Consider the following 26,121-nt stretch of genomic DNA (forward strand, 5'->3'; position numbering starts at 1 on the left):
GAGGTGGCCGACGGCGCGCAGCGCAGAATCAACGCGGTTCGCGTCGCTTCTGCCCCACTGCCGATTTGATCGCGGCCAAAGCATCGTCAATCCTGATCGGCGCTACGCCAGCGAGTGCGGGAAAGTGCAGCCCGGCAAGATTCTTCGCCAGCTCGTCGGCGCTGCGGTCCTTCGCGTAGCGGCTTCCGGCCTGCGTGGTGCCGCGCTCATGGCCTGCGAACTGCGCCAGCACGCGCTCTGGCAGGTCAAGCCGTTCAAGTGCTGTAACGAACGTATGCCGGAACGAGTGGAACGTCTTCATCCCGTTGCGCTTGATGCCGAGCTTCTTGCCTAGAAAGCGCTCGTTGAACCACGATCCAGCCGGTTTGCCGTAGCCCTTCACGGGGTCACGTTTCAGCTCTGGAAACAGGCGAGTATGGCCCGCCCGCCTTAGCCTCGCGACATACTCGGGTAAGCCGAGACGCACCAGCTCGGCATGCAGCGGAACGACCCGCTCCGCATTGACCGTCTTCAGTGACTTGTCGGGCACGTCCGCCTCCTCCACCTTGTCGCCGTCAAGGTTGAAGTCCAGAAACCACGTCCCGGTCTCAGACTGCCGCACGTCATCAAGGTAGAGTTGTGACAGTTCATTGATGCGCCCACCCGTCAACAGGCCCAACAGCGGCAGCCAGTAGTAGTGCGGTCGCCAGCGCGTGGACCCGTCGCGTGTGATGGTTCCTGCGCCACGCGTGAACCAGTCCTGCGAAAAGATGCGTTCCAGTTCGTCAGGCTCGAACGTCTGCCGGTCGTCCTGCGGACGCGAACCCGCGCCCGCACTGCGCCCACGCTTGTAGCCCGATGCCGGATTGAAGTGCATCAAGCCCGCCTTGACGCCGTAGCCGAGAATCTGGCTAACGTTTCCGACGTGCCGTTTCACCGTCTCTTCACTCTTGAGTTTCAGCCCGTCGCGCTTCGCAAGCTCTATCAGCTCGTGGAGGGTTTTGGTCTCGCCGGTCTCGCGAAGATACTTGCGCCGTGCATCGTGGAGGTCTGTCGGCAGCAAGGCGAGCAGTCGCGCGAACTCCAGCACGGTCTCTTTCTCGATGTCGCCTAGCGCGGGATCATCCATCAGACCCGCGAACAGACCGGCTTCGGTTGTCATGCGGCGGGTCTGTTCTTCTTTCCAGCTCCGATCCTGCTTGTAAAGCTCGAACAGGTCTGAAAAGCGCTTGGAGCCTTGCCGCCTCGTGATTGGGTCTGGGCTATGCGTCGCCATGCTAGGCGTCACGGCGGGGCTTGCTGGCGGCGCGGGCGGCATCGTCGTGGCAGTCGGCACGACAGGGCTTGCTGGCGGCACATACAAGGCAAGGCGGGCACGAACCTGCGCGACGGCGGTTTTGGTCGTGACGCACTCGGAGAGCGATACTTCCAGCTCGTCATCCAGAATGACGGCGGCGCGCTCACCGTGCCGCAAAACGGACTCTACGGATCTCTCACCCGCGACAAACCGGCCAAGCGTCGCACGGTTATCGAGGAATCGCACCATGCCGGAATGGATCGTCTCGACGCCTTTGCGCTCAACGTCATTCAGGATGAGGCCGCCGCCATAGTCGCGCTCGATGTCGTTCAAGTCAGGAACCGTCCAACCGCGTAGACCCTGAACGTGTGTATAGACCTGCGCCCCATCATTCAGCAGTTCGCCAGCAAGTGCGCCGGGTGAGATACCGATAGCTTCCGCCGCCGCTGTGATTGAAATCATGCCGTCGCCAGCAATCAGCGGGCTTTCGTTCCTGAGTTTTTCCGCGTCCATCGCCTGAAAGTGTTTGCGCCAGTGAAGCTGGATTCTAAGCGCCTCAGTCTTCGCAACCGCCAGACTTCGGACGCCGGTAGACGTGTGTATTTCCGTCCTACCGATGGACTCGCGCAACCGCTTAGGGACGACAAGACGAACAGCGTAGATGCCGCTTGAGCGACGATACAGGCAGGACATACCCTGCATGACGGACCACCACTGTAGTAGTCTCGCGGAGTATTCGTGCTGTCAGGACCGTAACCGGAACAAAATCAACCGGTTAGGTTCGAGGTGGAGCGGGCGATGGGAATCGAACCCACGTCATCAGCTTGGGAAGCTGAGGTAATGGCCATTATACGACGCCCGCAGAACGCGTAATTCTACAAGGATTCGAGTCGATATGGCAAGCGGGGAGTTTCGGCTGACGGTATCGAATCGAGTCCGGATCCGGGGCGGAGCGGTGGCATCGATGTCGGATTTCATGGCCGAGTCGCCAGCAGAGGCCCGGGCATTCTTCCCGGCAGAGCGCGAACGATCGGCCAAGATCAGGCGACAGGCCCACGCGCGGCGAGCGGTGGCTCATGCCGGCAAAGAGGCCACGGGCGGACAGGTTCCATGATGTTGAATGCATTGACGATCACTCCCGGGCAGGAACACGAAGCGCGGGCGAAGGCGTTCTATCTGCTCAAGCAATGGACGAGCTTCACGTTCCTCGAGTACGCCGTTGGTCTGTATCGGGATTTCCTCGGCGCGTACGCCAAACAATTGAACACACCGAGCCCAAATCAGGCAGAGCTGGAGGCCGCGTATACGCACGATTTCCTGGCGGCACTCGCGCAAATGGAGCGGGGCATTGACGCATTACGCCGAGGTCTCGACAAACGAGCGGCATACGACGCGCTGCTTGCAGGAAGTCAGCAAGGCGGCGACCTGTTGTTTGGACGGAGCGCACTTGAAATCGGCCGGAAATACGATCCGTTTTTCCATTCGCTGGGACTGAAGGACACCAGCTTCGCGGATCCCGTGTATGCCACCGGGTTCGCGGAGGGCGTATGGATCGAGAGATTGATTTGCTACGCGTTCAAGTGCACGGTCGGATCCGGTTTTACCGGGATGCTTGCATACGGAACGCGTGCGGATGGCGGAACCCGTGTTTTCGAGCACTGGACCTATGAATCCATGTTCGCGGACGCGCCCCTTCCTGCGTGGCGCTATTGGCCTCTCGGTCGTGCATATCCGGCATCGCTTCCTCCGTGTCCGCCCAGGAACGAATCCGCAAGCGGCGAGATTTGCAGCGATCGGGAGATCCCTGTCGACGGTATCTGGGAGCCATGGTTTCCGGGCGGCAAGGTCGGTTGTCCGAGCTACTTCCTCGAGGGCAGCGTGGCTCACAAGTACCTGCTGGAAGGTACCAACGACGAATATGCGGTGCGCTGGCGACTGCTGTGGGAAGACATGCGTTACCGGGATGGCAGCTTTCCGACAGAGGAGGAAACCTGCCTTCCTTTGCACGCAAGCCCATGTCGAAAATAGACGAGTCGGTGTCGGAAGCATACAAGTCGCGACAACGCTTTCGAACTAACGTGACAAGCCTCTTACACGATCGTCAGTCTGGAGCCGACATGTCCGATTTCATCACCGTTCTGCGCAAAACCTGCCCGACGCCTGTCCTCGATGCGACCAAGTGGAGGCGCATTGGCGGCGATCCGCATACCGTCAACCTCAACGCGTACGTCTCGAAGGACGGCAGCAAGATCATGGGCACCTGGATCTGCACGCCGGGCAAGTTCGAGGTGAACTACGAAAAATGGGAGTACTGCCACTTCCTCGATGGTTACTGCATCATCACGCCGGAAGGCGAGGAGCCGCAGCACCTGAAAGCCGGTGACGTATTCGTGATCGAACCCGGCATGAAAGGGACATGGGAAGTGGTGGAGACGGTGCGCAAGTACTTCGTCTTCGCCTGAGCGGGCTGGTCGATCCAAGCATACCGTCGTCGCTCGACATCCTTCCGGTTCACGGAGCCGGGAGGGCAAGCGGCGGATGCCGGTTCAATCGGACTCGATCCGGTTCGAAAAATGGCGCGCCGAGCATGGTCACCCGCTCGGCGGCTCTCGCTATCCGACCGTACCCGGTGCTGAATTCAACGCGCGGTTGTCCGGCGGCGACACGATGACGCTCGCCGGTCGTGCACGCGGTCGCGCAAACCCCTAAGATGCAGCGATCCGTCCACCGTTTCCGCTGCAGCGCACGAATCTCCCGCCTGCGCCGGACGCCCCTTCGGAACCCCGACCATGCGCATCACCGCGATCCACGAACGCGCGATTCCCGTATCCCGCTATGCCGATCCGGCGATTCCGTCTGGCGGCCTGACGACGAGCGTCGTCGCGGTCGTCACCGACGTCGTGCGCGGCGGGCGCCCGGTGACGGGCTACGGCTACGCGTCGATCGGCCGCTTCGCGCAGGGCGGCCTGATCCGCGAACGCTTCGCGCCGCGTCTGCTCGCCGCCGCCGATACGCTCGCCGACGAGGCCGGCACGAACCTCGACCCGTTCCGCGCATGGCGCGCGATGATGGCCGGCGAGAAGCCGGGCGGGCACGGCGAACGCTGCGTTGCGGTCGGCACGCTCGACATGGCGATCTGGGACGCCGCCGCGAAGATCGCCGATCTGCCGCTGCATCGCTTTCTCGCCGATCGTCTCCAACGCACGGCAGCACCACGCGTGCGCGTCTACGCGGGCGGCGGCTACCGCTATCCGCATGACGATCTCGCGCGCCTGTCGGACGAGATACGACGGATCGTCGATCTCGGCTACACGCACGCGAAGATCAAGATCGGCGGGGCGAATTTCGATCAGGACCGGCGCCGCATCGACGCCGCGGCCGCGCAGTTGGCAGGCCCTTCGCATCTCGCAGTCGACGCGATGAACACGTACGACGCGACGACCGCCCACGAGGCGGCCGACATGCTCGCGCCGTTCGGCCTCTGGTGGTTCGAGGACATCTGCGACCCGCTCGACCTGCCGCTCCAGGCAGACGTCGCCACGCGATACGCACCGCCGATCGCAGCAGGCGAAGCGCTGTTTTCGCTCGCGGAAGCGAAGCTGCTCGACCGCTACGGCGGCTTGCGTGCCGACCGCGACGTGCTGGTGTTCGATCCCGTGCACAGCTACGGGCTGCCGGGCTATCTGCAGATCGTCGATCACTTCGTGTCGCGCGGCTGGCGGCGCGACGCGTTCTGGCCGCATGGGGGCCATCTGTTCTCGTTGCACGTCGTCGCGGCGCTCGGGCTTGGCGGCGCGGAAATCAGCCCGTTCGCGTTCCAGCCGTTCAGCGGACTGGCCGATGGCGAAATCGTCGACGCGGGATACGCGCGCGTGCCGCAGGCACCGGGTATCGGATTCGAGCTGCATGCCCACGCACACGACGCGTTCCGCGCGATATCGCTATCGGGCTATCGGGCCGCTGATACCTAAAGCGCGTCGATCGCGAAACGCACCGCGAAGCCGAGCATCATCACCGCGACGAAGCCATCGAGCACGCGCCACGCGAGCGTACGGGCGAACCACGCACGGCACGCGCGTGCGCCATAGACGAGCATCAGGAACCACGCCAGCGAAGCAGTCATCGCGCCGATCGCAAACGGTGCGCGGGCAGACGGCGCGTGGCTCACGATCACGGTCCCGAGCAGCAGCACCGTATCGATCCATGCATACGGATTGAGCAGCGAAACCGCGGCGGTCGCGAGCAGCGTGCGCGACCGCATGGGTTCGCTAGCGACGCGTGAGCCATCTACATGCTCAGGCTCCCGTCCGACGATCGCCGAGCGCAGCGCGAGCAGGCCGTAGCCGGCGAGATACGCGATACCGGCCCACAGCGCGGCTGCCACCACGGCGGCATGGCGCGACAGCAATGCCGACAGCCCGTGCGCGCCGAGCACGATCAGCAATGCGTCGCTGCCTGCGCAGACGAGGGCGATGGAGAGCAGGTGAGGGCTCGAAAGCGAGCGCTTGATGACGAAGGCGTCCTTGGGACCGACCGACGTGAACAGGCCTGCGCCAAGCAGCAGGCCTTCGAGGAAGGCAGAGGTGTCGAGCACGAGCGGGCCGACAACCTCTTAAGCTGAACCGGTGATGGTTACGATGGAGCCACGTTAAGGGGCGCTGGGGGGCGTTGTCAATGCCCGGCCGGCCGCCCATTCCGGCCGCTGCCCGAGCGTGTCGAACAGCCGGACGATTTCACCCTTCACCTTCTGCACCGCGTTGCTGACGAGCGCCGTGTCGTGCCAGCACAGCGACAGGTCGCGCGCGAACAGCCGGTGCGCGACCGTCGACAGCTTCAGCTTGCGCTCCTCGATCTCGACGTGCGCGGCCGTCCACGGCAGGATCGTCACGCCGAGCTGCGCCATCACGGCCGCGAACAGCAGCCCGGTCGAACTTGCCTCGAAGCTGATCTCATACGACAGGCCGGCCTCGCGCATCGCCCAGTCGACGCGGTTGCGGATCGTGTTCGGCGCGCTCGGCAGCACGAGCGGCATCCGCGCGATCGCGTCGAGCGGCACGGGGTCGTCCGGCACCGGGAATTCGGGCCACGTGATCAGGTACAGCGTTTCCGTCAGCAGCCGGTGGGTCGCGATCCCGCGCGTATCGACCGCATCGACGACGATCGCGAGATCGAGCCGCGCGCGCTCGAGCAGCGTGTCGAGATCGGCGCTCGGCGCTTCGATCAGCTCCAGCATGATGCCGGGAAAGCGGTCGCGCACCGCGCGGGCGAGCGGAATGGCCAGCACGCGCGCGGTGCTCGACGGCATGCCGACGGTCACGCGGCCCTGCGGCGTATCGGCGTCGCGGCGCAGCAGCTCGCGCATGCCGTCGGCCTGGCGCAGCAGTTCGAGCGCGTGCTGGTACAGCGTGCGGCCGGCGGCGGTCGGCGCGACGCCGCGCACGCTCCGTTCGAGCAGCTGCATCCCGAGATCCTGCTCGAGATTGCGCATCTGCTGGCTCACCGCCGGCTGCGCGACGTGCAGCGCCTCGCTCGCATGCGTGACGTTGCCGCATTCGACGACCTTCACGAAATAGCGCAACTGTCTCAAGTCCATCGCCGCCGTCTCCCCGATTCACGCGCGTTTCGAGCCATAAGCCAATCCGATCGAATAAGATGAATATCATATTTTTCAGCGATCGATGGTGTTTCTATACTCGTCTCACAAAAGAGCCCGACTGCCGGCCATCCCGGACCGGACGCGGCGACGGAGCCGGCCCCGCCGGCAAGGAGACGAAGATGTTCAAGGCGATCGACGCGCCGGCGGCCGGCGCGAAGCCGCGGCGCACGCCGCTCACGCGCGAGCAGGTCAAGGGTTTCTGGGCCGTGTACGCGGGCTGGGTGCTCGACGGCGTGGATTCGGTGATCTACGCGCTCGTGCTGATTCCCGCGCTGACCGAATTGCTGCCGGCCTCCGGCATCGCGGCGACGCCCGCGAACCTCGGGATGTACGGCTCGATCCTGTTCGCGCTATTCCTGATCGGCTGGGGGCTGTCGTTCATCTGGGGGCCGCTCGCCGACCGCTTCGGCCGCGTGCGCACGCTCGCCGCGAGCATCCTGATCTATTCGGTGTTCACCGGCGCGGCCGCGTTCGTGCACGACGTGTGGGCGCTGGCCGCGTGCCGCTTGATCGCCGGGATCGGCGTCGGCGGCGAATGGGCGCTCGCCGGCACCTACGTCGCCGAGAGCTGGCCGGAAGACCGCCGCAAGATGGGCGCCGGCTACCTGCAGACGGGCTACTACTTCGGCTTCTTCATCGCGGCCTGCCTGAACTACACGATCGGCGCGACCTACGGCTGGCGCGCGATGTTCCTGTGCGGGCTGGCGCCCGCGCTGCTCGCGGTGTTCACGGTGATGCGCGTGAAAGAGCCGGGGCAGTGGCGCCGGCACGATGCGCGCGACGGCGACGTGGCCGACACGCGGCGCGCGCATCCGCTGCGCGAGATCTTCGCGCCGGCGTTCCTGCGCCGCACGCTGACGAGCGCGAGCCTCGTCGGCGTCGCGATCGTCGGGCTGTGGGCCGGCTCCGTCTACGAGGCGAGCGCGGTCACCACGCTGGCGGCGCGCGCGGGCATCGATCACGTCGGCGCATTGCGGCTTGCGTCGATCGGCGCGGCGATCCTGTCGTGCGCGACGATCGCCGGCTGCCTGGCGGCGCCGTGGCTGTCGGAACGGCTCGGCCGGCGTACCGCGCTCGGCGTGTATTTTGCGGGGATGGCCGGCTCGATCGTGTTCGCGTTCGGCTGGGCGTTCTACCAGCCGAACGGGCTCGCGGCCTTCATGGTGTCGCTCGCGTTCCTCGGCTTCTTCGGCGGCAACTTCGCGATCTTCTCGCTGTGGCTGCCCGAGCAATATCCGACGCGCGTGCGGGCCACCGCGTTCGCGTTCAACGCGTCGGTCGGCCGCTTCATCGGCGCGGGCGTGAACTTCCTGCTCGGCGCGGCGATACACGGTTACGGATCGCTCGGCGTGCCGGTCGCCTGGACCGCGGCCGTGTTCGGACTCGGCATCCTGATCCTGCCGTTCGCGGTCGAAACGCGGCATCAGACGCTGCCCGAATGAACGGCGCGCGGCAGTCGTTCGCAAACAACACACATCTCGTCATCCCTATCAGGAGTCCGGAATGCAGGCATTAACAGGAATCAGGGTCGTCGATCTGAGTCGCGCGCTGTCGGGGCCGTTCTGCTCGATGGTGCTCGCCGATCTCGGCGCCGACGTGATCAAGGTCGAGTCGGGGCCGCACGGCGACATGAGCCGCGCGTGGGGGCCGTTCGATCGCGGCGTGAGCACGTACTACCTGTCCTGCAACCGCAACAAGCGCGGCATCTGCGTGGACTTCCGGCAGCCGGCCGGCCTCGACGTCGTGCGGCGGCTGATCGCGCAGGCCGACGTCGTGATCGAGAATTTCAAGGCCGGCACGATGGGCGCGATGGGGCTCGGCTACGAAGCGCTGAGCGCGCGCGACCCGCGGCTCGTGATGGGCAGCGTCACCGCGTTCGGCCCGCGCGGCCCGCTGCGCGCCTGGCCGGGCTTCGACCAGATCGCGCAGGGCTATGCGGGGCTGATGAGCGTCACCGGCTTCCCGGACGGCGAGCCGACCCGCACGGGCACCGCGATCGGCGATCTCAGCTCGGGGATGTGGGTCGCGACCGGCGTGATGGCCGCGCTGTTCGAGCGCGAGCGTACCGGGCGCGGCCAGCATGTCGGCACGTCGCTGCTCGAAAGCCTCGTTGCGTTGCTGAGCGTGCACGGACAACGCTACCTGAGCCTCGGCGACGTGCCGCGCCGCACCGGCAATGCGCATGCGGTGATCGCGCCGTACGGCGTGTTCGAGACGGCCGACGGCCCGCTCAATCTCGCGCCGATCACGACCGACATGTGGTTGCGGCTGTGCCAGTTGCTGGATCTGCCCGAGCTGCCGAACGATCCGCGCTTCGCGACCAACGACGCGCGCGTCGCGCATCGCGATGAACTCAAGGCGCTGCTCGAAAACCGGCTGCGCACGCGCGGCAAGCGCGACTGGACGCAGCGGTTCGTCGAGGCCGGGCTGCCGGCCGGGCCGATCCATACGCTCGACGAAGTGTTCGACGATCCGCAGCTCGCGCATTGCGGGCTGGTCGAGCCGGTCGCGCATCCGACGCTCGGTACGCTGCGCCAGGTCGTCACGCCGCTCGGCGGGATGGGCGACGACGTGCCGGCGCCGCGCACGCGCCATGCGCCGCCGCTGCTCGGCGAGCATACGGTCGACGTGCTGCGCGAAGCCGGCTACGGCGACGAGGCGATCGACGCACTGCTGGCCGCGCGCGCGATCTTCCAGGCGGATGCGGTGGCGGAGGCCGTGCAATGACCGACATGACGAAACACGACGCGGCGTCGACCGTGACGGTGGACCTGATCGGCGAGCGGATCGCGCGCGTGCGGTTCGCGAATCCGGCGCGACGGCATGCGCTCGACGCACCGTTGCTCGATGCGCTCGTTGCGCACCTCGATGCGCTGGCCGCACGCCGTCCGCCGCCCGTCGTGATCCTGTCGAACGACGGCAGCGGCGACGTGTGGAGCGCGGGGCACGACCTGCGCGAGCTGGCCGACGACCGCGATCCGCTCGCGTACGGCAAGCCGCTCGAACGCGCGCTGCGGCGCGTGCGGACCTATCCCGGCGCGGTGATCGCGGCGGTGGCGGGGTCGGCATGGGGCGGGGCGGTCGATCTGGTGATGAGCTGCGATCTCGTCGTGGCGGCGCGCGACGCACGCTTCGCGATGACGCCGGCGAACATCGGCCTGCCGTATTCGACGAGCGGCCTGCTGCGCTTCTACGACAACCTGCCGATCCATGTGCTGAAGGAGATGTTCTTCTGCGCGCAGCCGCTCGATGCGGAATGCGCCGCGCATCACGGGCTCGTGAACCGGCTGGCAGACGCCGGCGAGGTCGACGACGCGGCACTCGACGTCGCGCGCACGATCGCCGCGAAGGCGCCGCTCGCGGTGCACGCGGTGAAGGAGCAGTTGCGCGTGCTGCAGGATGCGCGGCCGTTGCCGGCCGATGCGTTCGAACGGATCGCCGAGTTGCGCCGGCACGCGTGCGAAGGCGCGGATTTCGACGAAGGACTGCGTGCGTTCGCGGAACGCCGCGCGCCGGCGTTTCGCGGGATTTAGGCGGACCGGCGGGGTTTCGGTGTGACGATGGCGGCACGCGTTATGCGCCGCCGAGTATGCGCACGCCGGGGGCGATCAGCGGTCGCGCCTGAACGCGCGCGTATCGATCACGCACCGCGTCGACGCATTCGCAGTTCGATTGCGCGGGCGGCCCGCCTGTACCGCGCGCTACGCGCACACCACCGTCACGCCCGCGGCCTCGATCGGCTTCGTCAGTGCAGCGTCGGTTTCCTGTTCGACGACGACCGTCTGCGCGAGCGTGATGTCACCGATCACGAACTGCGACGCCGCACGCAGTTTCGACTGCGACGCGAGCACCACCGTCTCGGCCGCGCGTTCGGCCAGCGCGCGCTTGATCGCCGCTTCCTCGAAATCGCCGGTGCTCAGGCCGGCGACCGGATGCACGCCCGTGACGCCCATGAAGTACAGGTCCGCATGGATGCGCGCGATGCCTTCCATCGCCGCCGCGCCGACCGCGACGATCGAGTGCTTGTAGAGCCGCCCGCCGATCAGGATCACGTCGATCGACGGATGCGCGGCCACCGCAACCGCGACGCTCGGGCTGTGCGTGACGATCGTCGCGCGCAGGTCGGTCGGCAGTTGGCTGACGAGCAGCGCGGAGGTCGTGCCGCCGTCGACGATCGCCACCTGCCCGGGCGCGATCATCTGCGCGGCTCGCCGTGCGATGCGCCGCTTCTCCTTGGCTTCGAGCGCCTCGCGCTGTGCGAACGGAGCGATGGCCGGCGACGCCGGCAGCGCGCCGCCATGCACGCGCTGCAGCAGTCCTTCGGCCGCGAGTTCGCGCAGGTCGCGGCGCACCGTGTCTTCGGATACACCGAATTGCACGCTCAGCTCGGCGGCCAGTACCTGGCCGTCGCGCGCGAGCGCATCGAGGATCGCTTTCTTGCGTTGCGTCGTCAGCATCGTGATTGCACGAAAATTCTTGAAATTGCACGAATCTGCACGTTACCATGGGCGCCGTCCTTTGTCGAACCGGAGGCTGCAATGGCTGCAACGCGGGAGCGGGTGCGCATCGTCGATACGACGGTGCTGTCCGACGACTGGTATGTGCTGCGGAAGGTGACGTTCGATTTCCTGCGCCGCGACGGAACGTGGCAGCGCCTGAGCCGCGAGACCTACGATCGCGGCAACGGCGCGACGATCCTGCTCCGTCATGCCGAGACGGGCGACGTGCTGCTGACACGGCAGTTCCGGATGCCGGCGTTCGTGAGCGGGCACGACGGCATGCTGCTCGAAGCGGCCGCCGGGCTGCTCGACGACGCCACGCCCGAAGCGCGCATCCGCGCGGAAGCCGAGGAAGAGACCGGCTACCGCGTGCGCGGCGTGCGCAAGGTGTTCGAGGCGTTCATGAGCCCGGGTTCCGTGACCGAGAAGCTGCATTTCTTCGTCGGCGAATACGATGCGTCGCTGCGCACCGGCGCGGGCGGCGGCGTCGCGGCAGAGGGCGAGGATCTGGAGGTCGTCGAGATGCCGCTGCAGGCGGCGCTGGACGCGGTCGAGCGCGGCGAGATCGTCGATGCGAAGACGATCATGCTGCTCCAGTACGTCGCGCTGCGGGAAACCGCTGGCGCACGCGCCGCATGACGCCGCAACTCGTGCTGGTCGCCGGCCCTTATCGCAGCGGCACGGACGGCGACCCCGCGCGCATCGCCGCGAACCTGCACCGGCTGGAAACGGCAGCGCTCGCCGTGTATCGCCGCGGGCACGTGCCGATGATCGGCGAATGGCTGTCGTTGCCGCTCGCGGCCGCGGCCGGGTCGACGCAGGTCGGCGACGCGATCGGCGAAACGTTCCTGTATCCGGCCGCGCACCGGTTGCTGCGCCGCTGCGATGCGGTGCTGCGCATCGACGGCGCGTCGCGCGGCGCGGATACGGACGTGGCGCTGGCGCGGCAACTCGGCAAGCCGGTCTATTTCTCGGTCGACGAGATGCCGGTCGCGCAGGACGGTGCGGCTGACTGAGCAAGCGTGGGCGCCGGGTCGCGGCATCGCCGGTGCGGTGCTTGCGGACAGCCGGCGGTCGCACTGCCGGTAGCCGTACGCGCGCGGCGTCACGCGATTGCTGGGTCGATGCTGCGCGACGCCCGAACCGGCGTATGATCGCGACGCCACTCGCGCAACGTTTGACGCCACCGCTTCTCCATCATGCCGTTTTCCGATCCCGCCGATTCCGACGCCGCCGCCGCGTCGCTTCCCGCCGCTCTCGTCGCGTCCGCCGTCGACGCGCTCGCGCGCGCCGACGCCTTGCTCGTCACGGCCGGCGCGGGCATCGGCGTCGATTCCGGGCTGCCCGATTTTCGCGGTACGGACGGTTTCTGGCGTGCGTATCCGGCACTGCGCCACGAGCGTTTCGAGTTCCACGAGATCGCGTCGCCGCACGCGTTTCGTGCGCGTGCGCCGCTCGCATGGGGGTTCTACGGGCACCGTCTCGCGCTCTACCGCGCGACGGTGCCGCACGCGGGCTTCGCGATCCTGCGTCGCTGGATCGACGCGATGCCGAACGGCGGCTTCGTGCTGACGAGCAACGTCGACGGCCAGTTCCAGAAAGCCGGCTTCGATCCGGCGCGCATCGTCGAGATTCACGGTTCGATTCATGCGATGCAGTGCCTGCGACCGTGCACGGACGACACGTGGAGCGCGGCGCCGTTCGTGCCGGTGGTCGACGAAGCGACGTGCCGCCTGGTGGGCGACATGCCGCGCTGCCCGCACTGCGGCGGGCTCGCGCGGCCGAACATCCTGATGTTCGGCGACACCGGCTGGCTCGGTGCGCGCTACGGCGCGCAGGAGCGCACGCTGGAAGACTGGATCGCGCAGGCGGGGCGTGTCGCCGTGGTCGAGATCGGCGCGGGCACCGCGATTCCGACCGTGCGCCTGCTGAGCGAACGGCTCGGTGCCGACGTGATCCGCATCAACGCGCGCGAAGCGCATGCGCGCCGCGCGGACGTGATCGGGCTGAAGGGCGGTGCGCTGGCGACGCTGAACGCGCTCGATTGCGCGTGGCGCGGCGGCTGAGCACCGCGCCTCGTATCGATTGGCCGACGTCGCGCGATTGCGGCCGCGCGACGAGCGCCTGCACGAGCGCCGGCGCGCTGCCTGCCGGTTCGGGCCGCCGGCATTGCCAGTGCGGCGCGATTCCGCATACAGTTCAGCGTAGGCCGCGTCCGCCGCGCGGCGCCGTCAGTGAGGAGTGCCCTTGTTCTATTCGATCGTCGCGATCTTCGTCGGCGCCGGGCTCGGCGCGTTGCTGCGCTGGTGCCTGAGCCTCACGCTCAACGCGTTCTTTCCCGCGGTGCCGCTCGGCACGCTCGCGGCGAACCTGCTCGGCGGCTACGTGATCGGCGTGGCTGCGGTCGTATTCACGGTTCGCGTCGGGTTGCCGCCGGAGTGGCGGCTGTTCGTGATCACGGGCTTTCTCGGCGGTCTCACGACGTTCTCGACCTATTCGGTCGAAGTGATGACGCACGCGCTCGAGGGCGAATTCGGATGGGCGTTGGCGGTGGCTGCCCTACACTTGACTGGATCGTTCGCGCTGACGGCGCTCGGCATGTGGACCGCGCGCGCGTGGCTGGCTGCGGCCTGAGCGGGGCCGCCATCGGAGGGAGCGATGGACAGGGTCTTGTTGCGCTTCTATGTGCACGAGCAGCACCGGCTGCACTGGAAGCCGCTGTGGGAATGGCTGCTGGAAGAGGCGAACCGGATGGGCGTCGCGGGCGGTTCCGCGTTTCGCGCGATGGCCGGTTTCGGCCAGCATCGCGTGCTGCACGAGGATCGCTTCTTCGAGCTGCAGGGTTCGCTGGCGGTCGAGGTGGAATTCATCGTCACCGAGGACGAAGCGCAGCGGCTGCTCCAGCGGCTGTCGCGCGAGAAAGTGCGGGTGTGCTACGCGATGATGCCCGCGCAGTTCGGCGTGATCGACACGCTCGGCGCACCGCCGGCGCAGGGGCCGGCGGCGTAGGGCGCCGCGCCGATCAGATGCCGAACATCGTCAGCGACACGGCGGCGCGCGTGACGATCATCAGCAGCACCTGCACGATCACGAACAGCAGGATCGGCGACAGGTCGATGCCGCCGAGATTCGGGATCACGCGGCGCAGCGGGTTCAGGAACGGCGCGGTGAGCTGGTAGAGGATCGGCATCGCCGGCGAGCGCGGGTTGAGCCACGACAGCAGCGCCATCAGGATCGTCATCCAGATCACGAGGTTGAGCGCCCACTTCACGACGGTGAGCAGCGCGACCACGACGAGCGTCGCGATCACGGCGGCCGGATCGAAGCCGGCCATCACGACCATCAGCACGACGTAGACGAGCGCGGTGAGCAGCGCGGCGACGACGCTGGCCCAGTCGATGCCGCGTACGCCCGCGATCACGCGGCGCAGCGGCAGCACGAGCCAGTTGGTCGCCTGCAGCACGGCTTGCGTGACGGGGTTGTACGGCGGCACGCGGACGGCCTGCATCCAGACGCGCAGGATCAGCGCGGCGCCGAATAGCGTGAAGACGGTGTTGAGCAGAAAACGGGCGATCTCGCCGAACATCGTTGGCATCCTTTTTATACAGTCAGTAGCGTGCGGCCGCCAACGCCGGTTGGCGGCGCATCGGCCGACACCTTATCACGCCTCGTCGCGCGACGGGGAGGGGCGCGCGGCCACCCGTGCGAGCGAGGTTTCGACAGCTTCGGCCAGCGCCGGCAACGACGCCGGCGGCGTCGCGCGCTTCGCCGCGAGCGCAACCGCGCGGCGCGTCAGCAGCGCATACAGCGCCGCGTGATCGCCGCCGCGCGCCTCGAGCAGCGCCAGCTGGCGCTCGACGATGCCCGTGTCGCCGCGCGACACCGGGCCCGACAGCGCATTCGCGAGCCCCTTGTCGCGCGCGGTCTCGATCGTGCCGGCGAGCATCGGCAACAGCGCACGCAGCGCGGCGTCCTCGTCGAACCCGAGGCCGCGCCACAGCTCGACCGCTTCCGACAGCCCGCACAGCGCGAAGCTCGCCGCGTAGTGCGCGGCCGCGTGATACAGCATCCGGCCGCCGGCCGGGATCGACAGCGGATGGCAGCCGAGTGCGGCGGCAAGTCGCATCAGCGCCGCGTGCAGCGCGCCGTCCGCTTCGATCGTGACCGAGCAGCCGTCGATGCGCGCGAGGTCGGCGTCGGTGCCGCCGAACAGATAGAGCGGATGAAAGCCGCCGGTGGCCGCGCCTTGCTGCTTCGCCGGATCGAGCAGCGCGACCGCCGACGCGCCGCTGCAATGGACGAGCGCCTGACTGGCGGCGCGCGATGCGTCGAAGCGCAGTGCGGCGGCGCTCGACGCGAGATGATCGTCGGGCGTCGTCAGGAAGATCAGGTCGGCGGCGTCGACCACCTGCTGCGCGGTGTCGACCGCGCGGCAGCCGTCGATGCGCGCGGCGAGGCCGGCGGCCGACGCGGGTGTGCGGCTCGCGATCGCGACGACCGGGAAGCCGGCCTGCGCGAAGCGCTGCGCGACACAGCGCGCGAGGCGGCCGGCGCCGATGAAGCCGAGGCGGGGTGGGTCCGGAAGGGGCATGGCAGCGGATGTAAGCAAAAACGAAGCAACCGCCAGTATCGCAGGAATGACGGCGGTATCGTGGAAGGCCGGTTGCGGAGCGGTCGCATGTATGAATTACCGGTAGGCGCGGCGATCTCTACGCAGGCTGACGGCCGATATCGCAGCGGCATCAGGATCATGGAATCCGACCCCAAAATGGCGCGCGCCTGCTCCCGCTTGAAACGTCGGCATCTTGTCTCGAATTTGTAATCGTTCATTACGCATGCCGGCCGGTTGCACGCGCCGGATCCGGTAAGACTGACCGGCCGTCGTGTTGCGAACCGACTCCTCGGACGGAATCGCGCGACCCGCAAGGGTCATCGCCCGCACCGGGCGCCGCGCCGCGCGGCGGCTCCGGCCGCGTGCAATTGCAATTTGCAACAAATGCACGATACGCGCGGGGCGGGTTTTCGCTACATTGCTTGCATGCGACGTGCATGCCCGCCGTTGCCGACAGGAGCGCCTAAAATACCGCTCCAGCAGGAGAATCGAAGTGAAAAAGCTCATTCCGTTCATCGCCGCCGCCGCGCTGGGCCTGGGTGCCGCAAGCGCCGCGCAGGCTCACGTGTCGATCGGGGTCGGCATCGGTATCCCGGTCGCACCCGCGTATCCCGTCTATGCACCGCCGCCGCCCGTGTACTACGCGCCGCCGCCGCCGCCCGTGTACTACGCGCCCGCGCCGGCCTACTATGCGCCGCCGCCCGCCGTGGTCGTCGGCGGTTACTACGGTCGCCCGTACTGGCGCCATGGTTATGGCGGCTGGGGCCATCACGGCTACTGGCGTCGCTGATTCGTCCCGCGCGGCCTGACCGCGCGTGGCAAAACGGCGCAACGTCCCGCGAGGGGCGCTGCGCCGTTTTTCTTTGGGGGCTGCGATACCGTGCCCGGCTCGCGCAGGGCGGCCGCGATTACACCGCGTGCACGATCAGGTCGCGGTAGCCGCCGACGATCACGCTGTACGAGAAGTACGCGAACAGCAGCGCGGACGCGATGTGGCAGGCCCGCATCAGCCCGGCGCCCGCGCGCTTGCGGCCCTGGCTCGCGAGCGTGCACATGAACAGCGTCCATGCGAGGCCGCCGAGGAAGAAGCCCGACAGGAACACCGACGCGGTCGCCGGGGTGGTCGCACCGGCTTTCGCGATCAGCGCGCCGCCGACCGCCGCGAACCACAGGATCGCGCTCGGCGACGACATCGCGAGCAGCATCCCGCGCAGAAAGCTGCGCCGCGCGCTCGCCCGCGGCTGGGGGGCGTCGTCTGCTTCGTCGCTGGCCGCCTTGACCGGCGTCAGCGCTTCACGCGCCATCTTCCATGTGAGGAACAGCAGCACCGCGCCGCCGCCGATCCACACGATCCAGCGCACGGGTTCGAACTGCAGCAGCACGGCCATTCCCGCGAGCGCGAGCGCCGCATAGACGAGATCGCCGACGCACGACCCGAGGCCGAGCCAGAAGCCCGGCCGGAAGCCGTGCGATAGCGTGAGCGACAGCATCGCGACGTTCACGAGGCCGATGTCGAGACACAACGATAGCGACAGAAAGAATCCGTCGGACAGCATGGAGGCGGGCGGAAAGCTCATCTTCTGGGTGCTTGCGGCGATTGCGATGCGCGAGCCGGCGGGCGCCGGTCGCCTGGCGTCAGAGGCCGATCTTCTGCCACAGCCGGTCGACACGCGCCTTCACGGCCGCGTCCATCTCGATCGGGCGGCCCCATTCGCGGCTGGTTTCGCCCGGCCACTTGTTGGTCGCGTCGAGCCCCATCTTCGAGCCGAGTCCGGCCACCGGCGACGCGAAGTCGAGATAATCGATCGGCGTGCTGTCGACCATCACAGTGTCGCGCACGGGGTCGACGCGCGTCGTGATCGCCCAGATCACTTCCTTCCAGTCGCGGATGTTCACGTCCTCGTCGACGACCACGATGAACTTCGTATACATGAACTGCCGCAGGAAGCTCCACACGCCGAACATCACGCGCTTGGCATGGCCCGCGTAGCTCTTCTTCATCTGGACGATGGCCATCCGGTAGCTGCAGCCTTCGGGCGGCAGGTAGAAGTCGGTGATTTCCGTGAACTGCTTCTGCAGCAGCGGCACGAACACCTCGTTGAGCGCGACGCCGAGCACCGCGGGTTCGTCGGGCGGCTTGCCCGTGTAGGTCGAATGGTAGATCGCGTCGCGGCGCATCGTGATGCGCTCGACGGTGAACACCGGAAACCACTCCTGCTCGTTGTAATAGCCGGTGTGGTCGCCGTACGGCCCTTCGAGCGCGTGCTCGTACGCGGCCGCCGCGTTGCCGGCCGGGCGCGGCGGCGCGCCGGCCGGAGCGGGGGCAGGGGCGCCGTCCTGCGGATGAATGAAGCCTTCGAGCACGATCTCCGCGCGCGCGGGCACCTGCAGCGTGTCGACGCCGGGCGTCAGGCACTTCGCGAGCTCCGTGCGACTGCCGCGCAGCAGGCCGGCGAACTGATACTCGGACAGCGAATCGGGCACCGGCGTCACCGCGCCGAGCGTGGTGGCCGGATCGGCGCCGAGCACGACCGCGACCGGATACGGCTTGCCCGGATTTTGCAGCGCGAACTCGCGGAAATCGAGCGCGCCGCCGCGGTGCGCGAGCCAGCGCATGATCAGCTTGTTGCGGCCGATCAACTGTTGGCGGTAGATGCCGAGGTTCTGGCGCGACTTGTTCGGCCCGCGCGTGACCGTCAGGCCCCACGTGACGAGCGGCCCCGCATCGCCGGGCCAGCAGGTCTGGATCGGCAGCTTGTTCAGGTCGACGTCGGCGCCTTCCCAGACGATCTCCTGGCACGGCGGCGACGACACCGACTTCGGCGCCATGTCCCACACGGCCTTCGCGAGCGACAGCAGCTTGCCGGCATCCTTCAGGCTCTTCGGCGGATCAGGCTCCTTCAGCGCGGACAGCAGGCGCCCGAGGTCGCGCAGCGAGCCGAGCGCGGCATCGTCGCCCGCATCGACGCCCATCCCGAGCGCGACGCGGCGCGGCGTGCCGAACAGGTTGCCGAGCACCGGGAATGCATTGCCGGGCGGCGCGTTGAACAGCAGCGCGGGGCCGCCGGCGCGCAGCACGCGGTCGCACAGCTCGGTCATTTCGAGCACGGGCGACACGGGTTGCGTGACGCGCCGCAGTTCGCCGAGCGCCTCGAGGCGCTGAATGAAATCGCGTAAGTCTTTGTATTTCATGAAGAAGGTCCGGGCCGCCCGTATGCACGGGCAGCGATGGGCGGGCGCAGCGGCCGGCTGCGACCCCGAATCGACCGACGATTTTACCCGGGCAGCCGCGCGACCGCCCGGCGGAGAAAAAAGTCGACCGCGCGCAAACCCCCTACGGCACGGGGCTTGCGTTCTGAAGAGGGGTTTTAAATTACTTTTTGTTATAATTTCGAGGTTTTATAGTGTTGACGATCTATAAAACCCTGCTAGAATCCGCTCACATTGGTTGCAGGGTAAAAGGCTTCGAGCCGCCAATCACCGATCTTTGACGCAGCGCGTCACCGTCCGCCGAATCCTGCACGGCGTCTTCGACGGCCTTTGTCGTAGTCCCAGCCAGCGCCACCAGACGCTGGTTTTTTGCGTGGGTGCCACCGCGTATGCCCGCCTCGCCCAGTGTGCGAAGGCGCCGGCCCTCTTACACCGTGGCCTCGAACGGTACTTATACCGTTTCCCCGATGCTTGCGCGTCCCAACCAAGGCGTGCGGCGTCGTGATTCCGCGGCGCGTTTTCTGTCTCGCCATCGAGCTGAGCGAGCCGCACGAGTCATGTTCATGGGAGATGATCTGAATGAACGCTTGGTTATCGTGGCGTCCCACTGAGCAGCATGCGCAAATCGTGCGCAACTTGCTGCGTCGCGGGACGCGTGTCAGTCACCATCTATTCAGCGTTGTCGGCTGTTTCGCTGTCGCGGTTGCGCTTGCACTGTGGCTGCTGCCAACCGTCCGCGGCACGCTCGCCGCGAAGCTGATGCCGGTCGTATCCGCGGCCGTGCAGGCTGGTCCGGCCCGTCTGCTGTCCGGCCATCCGCTGCCGAACTTCGCGCCTGCCGGTGCGCAGCCGCAGCAGGACGACGCGCCCGAAACGGATGCGCTTGCGGTCGGCCTCGATGTCGCACCGGAAGCCGCCGCGCAAGGCGTCCAGGGTGATGCGTCCGATCCGGCCCGCAACGGCCCGTCGCCGGTCGCACTGGCCAAGCTGATTCCGATCCAGCGCGTGGCGGCCGATGCCCGCGACGATCGCGCGCTCGCGTCGAACCGCGAACAGGCGCTCGTCGCCACGTATTTGTCGCGCCGTTACCGCGTCGCCCAGGAGCCGCTCGGCCAGCTCGTCAAGGCGGCGTTCCAGACCGGTCGTGACGTCGGCCTCGATCCGCTGCTGCTGCTGTCCGTGATGGCGATCGAGTCGGGCTTCAACCCGTACGCCGAAAGCGGCGTCGGCGCGAAGGGCCTGATGCAGGTGATGTCGAAGGTCCATTCCGACAAGTTCGAGTATTTCGGCGGCACCGACACCGCACTGCAACCGCTCGCGAACCTGCAGGTCGGCGCACTCGTGCTGAAGGACTGCATCGCGCGCGGCGGCTCGCTCGCGAACGGCCTGCGCCTGTACAACGGCTCGACGAATCCCGACGACAACGGCTACGGTTCGAAGGTGATGGCCGAGCGCGGCCGCCTGCGCGACGTCGCGCGTGGCCGCAGCGTACCGATCAACGCACCGCAGGCGCCCGCGCAACCCGCGAAGCCGATCGTCACCGCCGCAGCCGTGACGGCCGCGGCAGGCGGCGCGAAGCGCGTGCATGCGACGCTCGACGGCGCGACGACGGTCAAGGCAGCGCCGAAGGAAGCGGCCCCGCAGGACGACGCGAGCGTCGATACCGCGAAGCAGTCGCACGGCGATCATTCGGAGCTCGGCGCGTAACGTCGCGTTCCGTGCGGCTCCGGCTGGCGCAGATGAAGCGCAGATGAAGAAAAGGCACCCGATTCGGGTGCCTTTTTCTTTTGCGGTGCGGGAAGCGGCCGGCGTGCTCGCCGCGGCGTCAATGCTCGCCGAACAGCGTCGCGAGCCGGTCGACGGCCTCTTCGAGCCGCGAGTAGGCCGTCGCATACGACAGGCGGATATAGTCGCGCGGGGCATGGACGCCGAAGTCCATGCCCGGCACCAGCACCACGCCTGCGTCGTGCAGCATCGCCTGCGTGAGCGCGGCGCTGTCGCCGGCCGCCGGGTGGGCGACGCCGCCGCAATGCGCATACACATAGAACGCGCCGTCCGGCATTACCGGCACCGTAAAGCCGAGCCGCTCGAGCGCCGGTGCGATGAAATCGCGGCGGCGCTTGAATTCGAGCCGGCGCGTTTCGTAGATGTCGAGCGTGGCCGGTTCGAAGCAGGCGAGCGCCGCGTGTTGCGCGAGGGCGGACGGGCAGATGAACAGGTTCTGCGACAGCTTCTCGAACGTGCCGACGAGGGCGGGCGGCACGACGAGCCAGCCGAGCCGCCAGCCGGTCATGCTGAAATACTTCGAGAAGCTGTTCACGGTGATCACGTCGTCGCCGAACGACAGCGCCGACACGGGGGCGGCGTCGTAGCTGAGCCCCTGGTAGATCTCGTCGACGATCGTGAAGCCGCCGCGTGCGCGCACTGCTTCGACGATCCGCTTCAGTTCGTCCGGTTCGAGCGACGTGCCGGTCGGGTTCGACGGCGACGCGAGCAGCACGCCGCGCGTGCGGTCGTTCCAGTGCGTGCGGACGTCGTGCTCGGTGAGCTGGAAGCGCGCGTCCGGGCCGCTCGGCACGAGCACCGGACGGCCTTCGGCCGCCGCGACGAAGTGCCGGTTGCACGGGTATGACGGGTCGGGCATCAGCACTTCGTCGTCGCGGCCGACCAGCGCGAGGCACGCGAGCAGCAGCGCGGCCGATGCGCCGGCCGTCACGACGATCCGCTCGGGGCTGATCGTGAGGCCGTACGCGTGTGCATAGTGCGCGGCGATCGCCTCGCGCAGCGGCGCAATCCCGAGCGCGCTCGTGTATTGCGTGACGCCGCGGCGCAGCGCGGCCGCCGCGGCCTCGACCACCGGCTCCGGCGCGGTGAAATCGGGCTCGCCGATGCCCATGTGGATAACATCGCGCCCCAAGGACTCGAGCCGCTGTGCCTCCTTCATCAGTTCCATCACATGAAAGGGCTGGATCGCGTCGACGCGTGCGGCGAGCGTGACGAGCGAATCGGCGGTGGTATTCATCGGCGGGCAGGGCGGAGGGAGAAAGGAATGAAAAACGGGCGCTTGCGCGCCCGTGGACCAACCAACGGTATCAGCCGTTGCGACGCGCCTGCGTTTCGGCGGGGCGCAGCTTCGCGGCCAGCTTGTCGAGCACGCCGTTCACGTACTTGTAGCCGTCGGAGCCGCCGAACGTCTTCGCGAGTTCGACGGCTTCGTTGATGATCACGCGGTACGGCGTTTCGACGTGGTGCGTGAGTTCGAACGTCGCGATCAGCAGCACCGCGCGTTCGACCGGCGACAGCTGATCGATCGGACGGTCCAGCGACGGCGCCAGCGCTTCGACGAGCGTCGCATGCTCGCGGATCACGCCGTGCAGGATCGCTTCGAGCAGTTCCTTGTCAGCCTTGTCGTAACCGAGCGCGCCGCGCAGTTGCGCGTCGATCTCGCCGGAGGGCGCGTTCGACAGCAGCCACTGATACAGGCCCTGCGTCGCCAGCTCGCGCGATTGTCGGCGGGCGCTCTTCTTCATGCGCGCTCCTCTTCGTCGTCTTCGTCTTCCTCTTCGTCCTCGTCGTCGCCGAGCTGATCGAGCGCCATCGTCAGGTTGGCCATCTCGACGGCCACGCGTGCGGCGTCACGACCCTTTTCGGTCATGCGCGCGACGGCCTGCTCGTCGTTTTCGGTGGTCAGGACCGCGTTCGCGATCGGCAGGTTGAAGTCGAGGCCGATGCGGGTGATGCCCGCGCCGCTCTCGTTCGACACGAGTTCGAAGTGGTAGGTCTCGCCGCGGATTACCGCGCCGAGCGCGATCAGCGCGTCGAACTGGCCGCTTTCGGCGAGCTTTTGCAGCGCGAGCGGGATTTCCAGCGCGCCGGGCACCGATACGAGCAGCACGTCTTCACCGGTGACGCCGAGGCGCTCCAGTTCTTCGACGCACGCGTCGGCGAGGCCGTTGCACACGGGTTCGTTGAAGCGCGATTGCACGATGCCGATACGCAGGCCGTCGCCTTCGAGATTCGGTTGGTATTGTCCGATTTCCATGATCTGGTCCGTGGTGTGGATGAACGGTTATAGGGCGAAAGCGCCGTGGCGGGTTACGCGTGGGACGCCGGGCAGGACTTGGCTTCGCCGCCGGGCATCGGAATGAAGCCCGTGACTTCGAGGCCGTAGCCGGACATGCTGCCCAGCTTGCGCGGATTCGACAGCACCTGCATCTTGCCGACGCCGACATCGCGCAGGATCTGCGCGCCGATGCCGAACGTCTTGAAATCGACCGGCCGGCGCTTGAGCGCAGCGGCCTTTTCTTCCTCGTCGAACGCCTTGAAGACGTCGATCAGGTGTTCCTTCGTATCGCCGCAATTGAGCAGCACGATCACGCCGAGATCGCGTTCCGCGATGTCGCGCATCGCGGCGTCGAGCGTCCACGAGTGGGTCGACACGCCCGTTTCGAGCAGGTCGAGCACCGACAGCGGCTCGTGCACGCGCACCGGCGTATCGACGTCAGGCGACGGGGCGCCGCGCACCAGCGCGATGTGCGGCGAGCCGCTCGGCTGGTCGCGGTACAGCACCGCGCGGAACGTGCCGTGCGCGGTCTGCATCGTGCGCTCGGCGATCCGCTCGATGATCGATTCGGTGCGGCTGCGGTACTGGATCAGGTCGGCGATCGTGCCGATCTTCAGGTTGTGTTCCTTCGCGAATTCGATCAGGTCCGGCAGGCGCGCCATCGTGCCGTCGTCCTTGATGATCTCGCAGATCACCGCGGCCGGCGTGAGGCCCGCGAGCGCGGTGAAGTCGCAGCCGGCCTCGGTGTGGCCGGCGCGCACGAGCACGCCGCCCGGCTGCGCCAGGATCGGGAACACGTGGCCCGGCTGCACGATGTGCTCGGGGCGCACGTCGTGCGCGACCGCCGTGGCGATCGTGTGCGCCCGGTCGGCGGCCGAGATGCCGGTCGTCACGCCTTCGGCCGCTTCGATGCTGACCGTGAACGCGGTGCCGTACTGCGTGCCGTTGCGGTAGGTCATCAGCGGCAGGTGAAGCTGCTTGCAGCGTTCCTGCGTCAACGTCAGACAAACCAGGCCGCGGCCGTACTTGGCCATGAAGTTGATCGCTTCCGGTGTGACGAATTCGGCGGCGATCACGAGGTCGCCCTCGTTTTCGCGGTCTTCTTCGTCGACCAGGATCACCATCCGGCCGGCTTTCAGCTCGGCGATGATGTCGAGCGTGGAGGCGAGCGTCATAAGGGGGCGAGAAAGAGGAAAGTGCGTATTTTACGCCAGCCGGACGGCGTTTCGGCTGGCGCGGGCCGCGCGGGGCCCGCGCGTGCTCCGGAAAGCGCTGCGGCCGGCCTGCGCGCGGGCGCGGACGGTTGCGGGCCGGGCGTCACGCTTGCTCGTTGCGCCCGCCGAGGTAGTCCAGCTTGCCGAGCTCGACGCCGCTGTGGCGCAGGATGTCGTACGCGGTCGTCACGTGGAAGAAGAAGTTGGGCAGCACGAAGTTCAGCAGGTACGACTGGCCGGTGAACTCGATCGGGCCGACGCGCATCTTCAGCACGATCTGGCGCGTCTCGCTGCCGTCGATCTGTGCGGCGTCGAAGCTTTTCAGGTAGTCGATCGTCTTCTGGATGCGCGCGTGCAGCTCGTCGAAGCTCTGCTCGACGTCCGGGTAGCTCGGGATCTCGGCGCCGGCTAGCCGCGCGGCGCAGCCCTTCGCCGTGTCGGTCGCGATGTAGACCTGACGGACGAGCGGCAGCATGTCCGGGTAGAGGCGTGCGCCGATGAATACCGACGGGTCGATCTGCTTTTCGGCCGCATGCGCCTGCGCCTTGCCGAGGATGTGCTGCAGGTTGGTGAGGCCGCGGATCAGGACGGGCAGCGAAGCCTGGTACATCGAGATGGACATGGGGACGAACTCCTGTGGGAAGAGGCGCGGCCGCGATGCGGCGCGTCGTGCGTGGCGGCGTGGAAACCGCTGTCGACGCATCTTAGCGCGACGGCATGACCCGTGCGCGTCGTTGGCTGTTCGGCCAGGTGTCGGCTGGCCCGACGGCCATCGACCGAACGCGATTCCGATGCAAGCGTGTCGAATGGCCGGCGACGGAGTGGCACGGCACGAAGTAGGGCGGGATCCCTGCTCGGCGCGGCCCGCTCGGCCGACGCCGACGATTGATGCGGCGGCCGGCCGCACCGTCGGCCGTCATTCCCTGTACAGGACGCGGCGGCGCTGCCCGGTCAGTCCTGATGCACGCCCTGCGACGCCGACAGCATCCGCTCCACATAGCGCGCGATCATGTCGACTTCGAGGTTGACCTTGTCGCCGGCCTTCACGTGGCGCAGCGTCGTGACGTCGACCGTATGCGGAATCAGGTTGATCGAGAATTCGCAGCCGTCCGCGCGATCGTCGACCGCATTCACTGTCAGGCTCACGCCGTTCACCGTGATCGAGCCCTTGTACGCGAGATAGCGGCCGAGTTCGCGCGGCGCGACGATTCGCAGTTCGTGCGACTCGCCGACCGGCGCGAAGCGCGACACGGTACCGAGTCCGTCCACATGGCCCGATACGATATGCCCGCCAAGGCGGTCGTGCGCGCGCAGCGCCTTCTCGAGGTTCACCTCGCCGGGTTGCGCGAGGCCGACCGTCCGGTTCAGGCTTTCGCGCGACACATCGACGTCGAACGTGGTGTCGGTCTTCTCGATCACCGTCATGCATGCGCCCTGGATCGCGATGCTGTCGCCGAGCGCGACATCGGCCAGGTCCAGCCCGCCGGCCTGCACGGTCAGGCGCACACCGGCGTCGGCCGACGTGCCGAGCGGGGCGATCGATTCGATGCGGCCGACGGCCGCGACAATTCCGGTAAACATCGTGACGATT

The 26,121-nt window shown here is 67.5% G+C and carries 28 protein-coding genes and 1 tRNA gene; 13 read left to right on the forward strand and 16 right to left on the reverse strand.

Annotated features, from left to right (window positions below; translation table 11 throughout):
• Nucleotides 1-28: 28 nt before the first annotated feature.
• Nucleotides 29-1,978, reverse strand: a complete 1,950-nt coding sequence (locus tag DTA15_RS20550; protein WP_006488546.1) for a site-specific integrase — start codon at nucleotides 1,976-1,978, stop codon at nucleotides 29-31.
• 85 nt (nucleotides 1,979-2,063) lie between these two features.
• A tRNA-Gly gene (locus tag DTA15_RS20555) sits at nucleotides 2,064-2,138 on the reverse strand.
• A 248-nt stretch (nucleotides 2,139-2,386) separates the two neighbouring features.
• On the opposite strand from DTA15_RS20555, the gene DTA15_RS20560 reads away from it, so the two are divergent.
• From DTA15_RS20560 to DTA15_RS20570, 3 genes are all read left to right on the forward strand, one after another.
• Nucleotides 2,387-3,304, forward strand: coding sequence for an Imm71 family immunity protein (locus DTA15_RS20560; RefSeq protein WP_006488561.1), 918 nt, complete (start codon nucleotides 2,387-2,389; stop codon nucleotides 3,302-3,304).
• A gap of 89 nt (nucleotides 3,305-3,393) precedes the next feature.
• The gene (locus DTA15_RS20565) at nucleotides 3,394-3,738 is read left to right on the forward strand and encodes a cupin domain-containing protein (protein ID WP_006488545.1); all 345 of its coding nucleotides are present in this window, start codon (nucleotides 3,394-3,396) and stop codon (nucleotides 3,736-3,738) included.
• A gap of 327 nt (nucleotides 3,739-4,065) precedes the next feature.
• Nucleotides 4,066-5,247, forward strand: a complete 1,182-nt coding sequence (locus DTA15_RS20570) for an enolase C-terminal domain-like protein (protein ID WP_006488567.1) — start codon at nucleotides 4,066-4,068, stop codon at nucleotides 5,245-5,247.
• Here DTA15_RS20570 and DTA15_RS20575 read toward each other — a convergent pair.
• Both DTA15_RS20575 and DTA15_RS20580 read right to left on the reverse strand, forming a co-directional pair.
• A complete protein-coding gene (locus DTA15_RS20575) occupies nucleotides 5,244-5,870 on the reverse strand; it encodes a LysE/ArgO family amino acid transporter (RefSeq protein WP_006488548.1) in 627 nt (208 codons plus the stop codon). The two genes, DTA15_RS20570 and DTA15_RS20575, sit on opposite strands and share 4 nt — an antisense overlap.
• 54 nt (nucleotides 5,871-5,924) lie before the next feature.
• Nucleotides 5,925-6,869, reverse strand: coding sequence for a LysR substrate-binding domain-containing protein (locus tag DTA15_RS20580; RefSeq protein WP_006488570.1), 945 nt, complete (start codon nucleotides 6,867-6,869; stop codon nucleotides 5,925-5,927).
• A gap of 182 nt (nucleotides 6,870-7,051) precedes the next feature.
• Here DTA15_RS20580 and DTA15_RS20585 point away from each other — a divergent pair, with 182 nt between their 5' ends.
• The 3 genes from DTA15_RS20585 (at nucleotide 7,052) to scpB (ending at nucleotide 10,465) form a co-directional block, all read left to right on the forward strand.
• Nucleotides 7,052-8,374 (forward strand): MFS transporter, encoded by a 1,323-nt coding sequence (locus tag DTA15_RS20585; RefSeq protein ID WP_006488552.1) that lies wholly within the window; start codon nucleotides 7,052-7,054, stop codon nucleotides 8,372-8,374.
• 61 nt (nucleotides 8,375-8,435) lie between these two features.
• The gene (locus DTA15_RS20590) at nucleotides 8,436-9,659 is read left to right on the forward strand and encodes a CaiB/BaiF CoA transferase family protein (protein ID WP_006488563.1); all 1,224 of its coding nucleotides are present in this window, start codon (nucleotides 8,436-8,438) and stop codon (nucleotides 9,657-9,659) included.
• On the forward strand, nucleotides 9,656-10,465 hold the full coding sequence (scpB, locus tag DTA15_RS20595) for a methylmalonyl-CoA decarboxylase (protein ID WP_006488537.1): 810 nt from the start codon (nucleotides 9,656-9,658) through the stop codon (nucleotides 10,463-10,465). Before DTA15_RS20590 ends, scpB begins: the two co-directional genes overlap by 4 nt.
• 168 nt (nucleotides 10,466-10,633) lie before the next feature.
• Here the strand turns inward: scpB and DTA15_RS20600 are convergent, their stop codons facing one another.
• Nucleotides 10,634-11,389, reverse strand: coding sequence for a DeoR/GlpR family DNA-binding transcription regulator (locus DTA15_RS20600; protein ID WP_006488580.1), 756 nt, complete (start codon nucleotides 11,387-11,389; stop codon nucleotides 10,634-10,636).
• Nucleotides 11,390-11,470: 81 nt separating this feature from the next.
• On the opposite strand from DTA15_RS20600, the gene DTA15_RS20605 reads away from it, so the two are divergent.
• From DTA15_RS20605 to DTA15_RS20630, 5 genes are all read left to right on the forward strand, one after another.
• Nucleotides 11,471-12,070: an NUDIX domain-containing protein gene (locus DTA15_RS20605; protein ID WP_006496610.1), complete on the forward strand. Its 600-nt coding sequence runs from the start codon at nucleotides 11,471-11,473 to the stop codon at nucleotides 12,068-12,070.
• Nucleotides 12,067-12,447, forward strand: coding sequence for an NUDIX hydrolase (locus tag DTA15_RS20610; protein ID WP_006488572.1), 381 nt, complete (start codon nucleotides 12,067-12,069; stop codon nucleotides 12,445-12,447). The genes DTA15_RS20605 and DTA15_RS20610 overlap by 4 nt, the downstream gene beginning before the upstream one ends.
• A 183-nt stretch (nucleotides 12,448-12,630) precedes the next feature.
• Nucleotides 12,631-13,497 carry an SIR2 family NAD-dependent protein deacylase gene (locus tag DTA15_RS20615; RefSeq protein ID WP_006488578.1) on the forward strand — a complete coding sequence of 289 codons (867 nt, stop codon included), beginning with the start codon at nucleotides 12,631-12,633 and terminating at the stop codon, nucleotides 13,495-13,497.
• Nucleotides 13,498-13,678: 181 nt separating this feature from the next.
• Nucleotides 13,679-14,065: a fluoride efflux transporter CrcB gene (gene crcB, locus DTA15_RS20625; RefSeq protein WP_006488542.1), complete on the forward strand. Its 387-nt coding sequence runs from the start codon at nucleotides 13,679-13,681 to the stop codon at nucleotides 14,063-14,065.
• 24 nt (nucleotides 14,066-14,089) lie between these two features.
• On the forward strand, nucleotides 14,090-14,440 hold the full coding sequence (locus tag DTA15_RS20630) for a DUF190 domain-containing protein (protein WP_006488568.1): 351 nt from the start codon (nucleotides 14,090-14,092) through the stop codon (nucleotides 14,438-14,440).
• A gap of 13 nt (nucleotides 14,441-14,453) precedes the next feature.
• Here DTA15_RS20630 and DTA15_RS20635 read toward each other — a convergent pair whose 3' ends face one another.
• The 3 genes from DTA15_RS20635 to DTA15_RS38635 all read right to left on the reverse strand — a co-directional run bounded on the left by DTA15_RS20635 (nucleotide 14,454) and on the right by DTA15_RS38635 (nucleotide 16,550).
• Entirely contained in the window at nucleotides 14,454-15,017 is a 564-nt protein-coding gene (locus DTA15_RS20635) for a YggT family protein (RefSeq protein ID WP_006488584.1), read from the reverse strand.
• Nucleotides 15,018-15,092: 75 nt separating this feature from the next.
• Nucleotides 15,093-16,022, reverse strand: a complete 930-nt coding sequence (locus DTA15_RS20640) for a Rossmann-like and DUF2520 domain-containing protein (protein WP_006488556.1) — start codon at nucleotides 16,020-16,022, stop codon at nucleotides 15,093-15,095.
• A gap of 96 nt (nucleotides 16,023-16,118) precedes the next feature.
• Nucleotides 16,119-16,550 carry a hypothetical protein gene (locus DTA15_RS38635; protein ID WP_154317700.1) on the reverse strand — a complete coding sequence of 144 codons (432 nt, stop codon included), beginning with the start codon at nucleotides 16,548-16,550 and terminating at the stop codon, nucleotides 16,119-16,121.
• Here DTA15_RS38635 and DTA15_RS20650 point away from each other — a divergent pair.
• Nucleotides 16,537-16,833 carry a hypothetical protein gene (locus DTA15_RS20650; protein WP_006488565.1) on the forward strand — a complete coding sequence of 99 codons (297 nt, stop codon included), beginning with the start codon at nucleotides 16,537-16,539 and terminating at the stop codon, nucleotides 16,831-16,833. The genes DTA15_RS38635 and DTA15_RS20650 overlap by 14 nt on opposite strands.
• 118 nt (nucleotides 16,834-16,951) lie before the next feature.
• Here the strand turns inward: DTA15_RS20650 and DTA15_RS20655 are convergent, their stop codons facing one another.
• Together DTA15_RS20655 and DTA15_RS20660 are read right to left on the reverse strand one after the other, a co-directional pair.
• The gene (locus DTA15_RS20655) at nucleotides 16,952-17,620 is read right to left on the reverse strand and encodes a LysE family translocator (RefSeq protein ID WP_012492886.1); all 669 of its coding nucleotides are present in this window, start codon (nucleotides 17,618-17,620) and stop codon (nucleotides 16,952-16,954) included.
• 58 nt (nucleotides 17,621-17,678) lie between these two features.
• Complete coding sequence (locus tag DTA15_RS20660; protein WP_012492885.1) at nucleotides 17,679-19,235, reverse strand: UbiD family decarboxylase; 1,557 nt, start codon at nucleotides 19,233-19,235, stop codon at nucleotides 17,679-17,681.
• Nucleotides 19,236-19,832: 597 nt separating this feature from the next.
• Between DTA15_RS20660 and DTA15_RS20665 the strand changes: the two genes are divergently transcribed.
• Entirely contained in the window at nucleotides 19,833-20,960 is a 1,128-nt protein-coding gene (locus tag DTA15_RS20665; protein WP_006484250.1) for a lytic transglycosylase domain-containing protein, read from the forward strand.
• A gap of 118 nt (nucleotides 20,961-21,078) precedes the next feature.
• On the opposite strand, the gene DTA15_RS20670 is transcribed toward DTA15_RS20665, so the two are convergent.
• The 6 genes from DTA15_RS20670 to DTA15_RS20695 form a co-directional block, all read right to left on the reverse strand.
• Nucleotides 21,079-22,275 carry a pyridoxal phosphate-dependent aminotransferase gene (locus DTA15_RS20670; protein WP_006484249.1) on the reverse strand — a complete coding sequence of 399 codons (1,197 nt, stop codon included), beginning with the start codon at nucleotides 22,273-22,275 and terminating at the stop codon, nucleotides 21,079-21,081.
• A gap of 70 nt (nucleotides 22,276-22,345) precedes the next feature.
• The gene (gene nusB, locus DTA15_RS20675) at nucleotides 22,346-22,783 is read right to left on the reverse strand and encodes a transcription antitermination factor NusB (RefSeq protein WP_006476662.1); all 438 of its coding nucleotides are present in this window, start codon (nucleotides 22,781-22,783) and stop codon (nucleotides 22,346-22,348) included.
• The gene (gene ribH, locus DTA15_RS20680; RefSeq protein ID WP_006476661.1) at nucleotides 22,780-23,295 is read right to left on the reverse strand and encodes a 6,7-dimethyl-8-ribityllumazine synthase; all 516 of its coding nucleotides are present in this window, start codon (nucleotides 23,293-23,295) and stop codon (nucleotides 22,780-22,782) included. The genes nusB and ribH overlap by 4 nt, the downstream gene beginning before the upstream one ends.
• A gap of 53 nt (nucleotides 23,296-23,348) precedes the next feature.
• Nucleotides 23,349-24,491 carry a bifunctional 3,4-dihydroxy-2-butanone-4-phosphate synthase/GTP cyclohydrolase II gene (gene ribBA / locus DTA15_RS20685; RefSeq protein WP_006484241.1) on the reverse strand — a complete coding sequence of 381 codons (1,143 nt, stop codon included), beginning with the start codon at nucleotides 24,489-24,491 and terminating at the stop codon, nucleotides 23,349-23,351.
• Nucleotides 24,492-24,633: 142 nt separating this feature from the next.
• On the reverse strand, nucleotides 24,634-25,152 hold the full coding sequence (locus tag DTA15_RS20690) for a DUF1993 domain-containing protein (RefSeq protein WP_006484244.1): 519 nt from the start codon (nucleotides 25,150-25,152) through the stop codon (nucleotides 24,634-24,636).
• 329 nt (nucleotides 25,153-25,481) lie between these two features.
• Nucleotides 25,482-26,111, reverse strand: coding sequence for a riboflavin synthase (locus DTA15_RS20695; RefSeq protein WP_006484245.1), 630 nt, complete (start codon nucleotides 26,109-26,111; stop codon nucleotides 25,482-25,484).
• Between the last annotated feature and the right edge of the window lie 10 nt (nucleotides 26,112-26,121).

This window comes from Burkholderia cenocepacia (assembly GCF_900446215.1).
GTDB classification, from domain to species: Bacteria; Pseudomonadota; Gammaproteobacteria; order Burkholderiales; family Burkholderiaceae; genus Burkholderia; species Burkholderia cenocepacia.